The organism is Flavobacterium sp. (assembly GCF_043779715.1).
GTDB lineage: Bacteria > Bacteroidota > Bacteroidia > Flavobacteriales > Flavobacteriaceae > Flavobacterium.
The window spans coordinates 1-3220 of sequence record NZ_JAYWDT010000172.1 but is presented as its reverse complement, the minus strand read 5'-3'; the positions used below and the strand labels follow the sequence as shown (position 1 = coordinate 3220).

Sequence of the window (3220 nt, the reverse complement as noted above, 5' to 3'; positions counted from 1 at the left end):
ATTTCAAAAAATCATCTATAAAAATTTTAGCAAACCCATCGATTTCTTTCTTGTTTGTTGGATTTCCAAAATCATCAAATTTTTCTTGAACTTTAGCTACTGGAAAATTTTTAGAAACACAAATAGCTCCAATTTTCCAAAATATAAATTGTAAATGTGCCAGTGCTTGTAAACCTCCAAAATCACTAGCTGAAACTGTAGAAAAAGCAATGATTTTTTTTTGCCATTCTTCAAATAACAAATCGATAACATTTTTTAAACTAGCAGGAATACTTCCGTTATATTCTGGAGAAACAATGATAATTCCGTCTGATGTAATGATTTTATTTTTGAATTCTAATGCTTCTAAACTTGGTGATTTTTGATTCTTTAATCTTTCGTCAAAAATTGGAAAATTGTATTCTTTTAAATCTAAAATTTCCACTGTAGCTAACTTATTTGTTTTCAAATATTTCTGAAAATAAAGTGCTGTATTATGGCTTTTTCTTCCTGTTCGAACACTAGATGATATGATTGAAATATGATACATAATTTATTGTTATTTTAAAGAGAATCTTTTAAAACTTCTTTTTCTGAATTGAATAAATGTTTTTTTTGCCAAAGTTTTATAGGTTTTTTTACTTTTGCTGGTGTGGATTTTCATCTATTTCTAATGTTTTTTAATATTCTTTTTAATCCACGATTGATTATTTTTTTAAAACATCCAATAATTCTTTTGCAACTTCGGCAGATGATTGCGGATTTTGACCAGTGATTAACAATCCGTCTTTTATAACATAACTTGTCCAATCTTCTTTTTTAGAATAAATTCCGCCTTTCTTTTTGATTTCCTCTTCAAGCATAAAAGGTACAATTTTGTCGAGTTGAACTGCTACTTCTTCAGTATTAGAAAAAGCTGTAACTTTTTTTCCTTTAATTAAAAAATTCCCATCTTCATCTTTGACGTTCAACAAAACTGATGGTGCATGACAAACTGTTGCTACTGGTTTTTTGGCATCCCAAAAATCTTCGATTAGTTTTATTGAATTTTTATCAGTAGTCAAATCCCATAAAGGCCCATGACCGCCAGGATAAAATATAGCATCAAAGTCCACCGCAGAAATAGCTTGTAATTGAGTGGTATTTGACATTAATTTTAATAATTTTTCGTCATTTTTGTACCTAATTGTAGACTCGGTTTGGTTTTCGATAGTATCGCTTTTAGGATCAATTGGTGGTTGTCCACCGTTTGGAGATGCTAATGTAATTTTAGCTCCTGCTGATTTAAAAATATAATAAGGTGTGGCAAATTCTTCTATCCAGAAACCTGTTTTACCATCTGTATTTCCTAATTTGCTGTGTGATGTAAGAACTATTAATATTTTCATTTTATAGCTTTTAAATTTCAAAATGTACTTCAGAAGTTATAGGAATGCTTAATGCTTTAGAAATCATACAGTTTTGTTCGGCATTTTTAGTAATAGTTGCAAATTCTTCTGCATTTATACCTGGAACAGCTCCCGAAATATTCAGATGAATACCAGTAATACTTAATCCTTCCATCGTTAGAGTTGCTTCTGTATCTAATTTATTAGCAGTAATCCCTTTTGCATTAAGCATTGATGAAACTGCCATTGTAAAACAACCTGCGTGTGCTGCTGCTAATAGTTCTTCAGGATTTGTGCCTTCTTCTCCTTCTTCAAAACGGGTTTTGAAACTGTAATTTGTATTTTCTAGAACACCACTTTGTGTAGACAATGCTCCTTTTCCTTCTTTGAGGCTTCCCTCCCAATGCGCTTTTGCTGTTCTTATCATGATTTTTTTAAATTATTGTCCTTTATCTTCTTTTAAGTCATTGTGATTTTCTCCACCAATGCTATAAAAATTATTTTCTTAGTCCTCGCTTCCAATATTTTCCTGATCATCATCTTGTTCAGATCCTGGAACATCAAGATCATTTCCAGATTTATCTTGGTTGAATTTTTTTTCGTTCCAAGTAGGGTTTTTTTCGATTTTTATTATTTCTTTCTTTTTAGAAATATTTTCGGGATCGATGTCAAATTCTTTATCAAATTTGTTATAAATATCTTCACTTTCAGGATATTTTGGATAGCCGTCTTTGTTTTCTAATTGCTCATTTGGAGCTTTCGGGAATTTTTCTGTCTTTTTCATTTTATAGAAAATTTAAGATTTACGAAACTCTTCTTCTAAGATTTTTTTCTTGTCGTAATATTCAGATTCAGTAATTTTTCCTTCTGCATACCGTTTTTGCAAAATATCAAAAGCTGAATCTTTTTTGCGTCTTTGTCCTGGAATATCGTAAGGAATTGCGAATATCCAAAACAATAAAACCATCCATAAACCCCACCAAATAATATTCATTCCCCAGTAATAATTTTCGTAATTCATAATATTTGTTTTAATTATTAATATAAATTTTTCTAACTCAAATATCTTCGTAATATCCAAGCGGTACTTTCGTGTTGTTGCAAGATTTTAGTGAGCAAATCGGCACTTCCTGCATCGTGACATTCGTCTGAACAAACATCAATATCCTTACGTAATTCGGCAATTAATGTTTCGTGATCTGATAAAAGTTCGGATATCATTGCTTTTTGAACGGGATATTTGTTTGGATGTTCGATAATTCTTGATAGCAACGTAAACTCGTTCATTGTACCAATGGTTTTGCTTCCGAGTTTGTTAATTCTTTCGGCAACTTCGTCAATAATGATTTCTGATTCAGAGTATTGCTTTTCAAAAAGTTTGTGCAATTCCATAAAACTTTGCCCAGCAACATTCCAATGAAATTTTCTGGTTTTGACATACAACGTCATTTCATCTGATAAAACTACAGACAATAAATTGACGATTTGTTTTAAGTGAATTTCGGATATTCCAATTTTTGGTATCATAATTTTAAGATATTATGGGTTGATTTATTGATTTGAAGAATGTTTCTAAACGCAAAAGATGCTCTTGAGTGAATTTTAAGTGCTTGGTCAAAGCTGTAACTATTTCAGACGTCTTAGCATTTTTAATCATTGTAGGTAATGTCTCGTTGAGCTCTTTTTCTGAATTATATATTTTCATTAATTCATTTATAAAAACATTACAGTTTTCGTCAGACGAATCACTACTTAGGCTTTGAAAAATGTGGTTATTTAAAATCATCTTTTCTAGTTTTCGTTATCAATTGCTAATTCATTATTTACTGGAACACGTTTGGCGTTGTTTCAGT

General features: G+C 30.6%; 7 protein-coding genes. All 7 read right to left on the bottom strand.

The window, feature by feature from the left end; genetic code table 11:
• A partial coding sequence (locus ACH2BG_RS08305; protein WP_395047235.1) for an NADPH-dependent FMN reductase occupies window positions 1–529 on the bottom strand: 529 nt, incomplete at its 3' end.
• A 157-nt stretch (window positions 530–686) separates the two neighbouring features.
• Window positions 687–1367: a type 1 glutamine amidotransferase domain-containing protein gene (locus ACH2BG_RS08300; RefSeq protein ID WP_395047234.1), complete on the bottom strand. Its 681-nt coding sequence runs from the start codon at window positions 1365–1367 to the stop codon at window positions 687–689.
• Between the two features lie 10 nt (window positions 1368–1377).
• A complete protein-coding gene (locus ACH2BG_RS08295) occupies window positions 1378–1794 on the bottom strand; it encodes an OsmC family peroxiredoxin (RefSeq protein WP_395047233.1) in 417 nt (138 codons plus the stop codon).
• A gap of 78 nt (window positions 1795–1872) precedes the next feature.
• Window positions 1873–2151: a hypothetical protein gene (locus tag ACH2BG_RS08290; RefSeq protein ID WP_395047232.1), complete on the bottom strand. Its 279-nt coding sequence runs from the start codon at window positions 2149–2151 to the stop codon at window positions 1873–1875.
• 12 nt (window positions 2152–2163) lie between these two features.
• A complete protein-coding gene (locus tag ACH2BG_RS08285) occupies window positions 2164–2388 on the bottom strand; it encodes an SHOCT domain-containing protein (RefSeq protein ID WP_395047231.1) in 225 nt (74 codons plus the stop codon).
• A 32-nt stretch (window positions 2389–2420) separates the two neighbouring features.
• Window positions 2421–2894, bottom strand: coding sequence for a Dps family protein (locus ACH2BG_RS08280; RefSeq protein WP_395047230.1), 474 nt, complete (start codon window positions 2892–2894; stop codon window positions 2421–2423).
• 4 nt (window positions 2895–2898) lie between these two features.
• Window positions 2899–3153 carry a DUF892 family protein gene (locus ACH2BG_RS08275; RefSeq protein WP_395047229.1) on the bottom strand — a complete coding sequence of 85 codons (255 nt, stop codon included), beginning with the start codon at window positions 3151–3153 and terminating at the stop codon, window positions 2899–2901.
• Window positions 3154–3220: the final 67 nt, after the last annotated feature.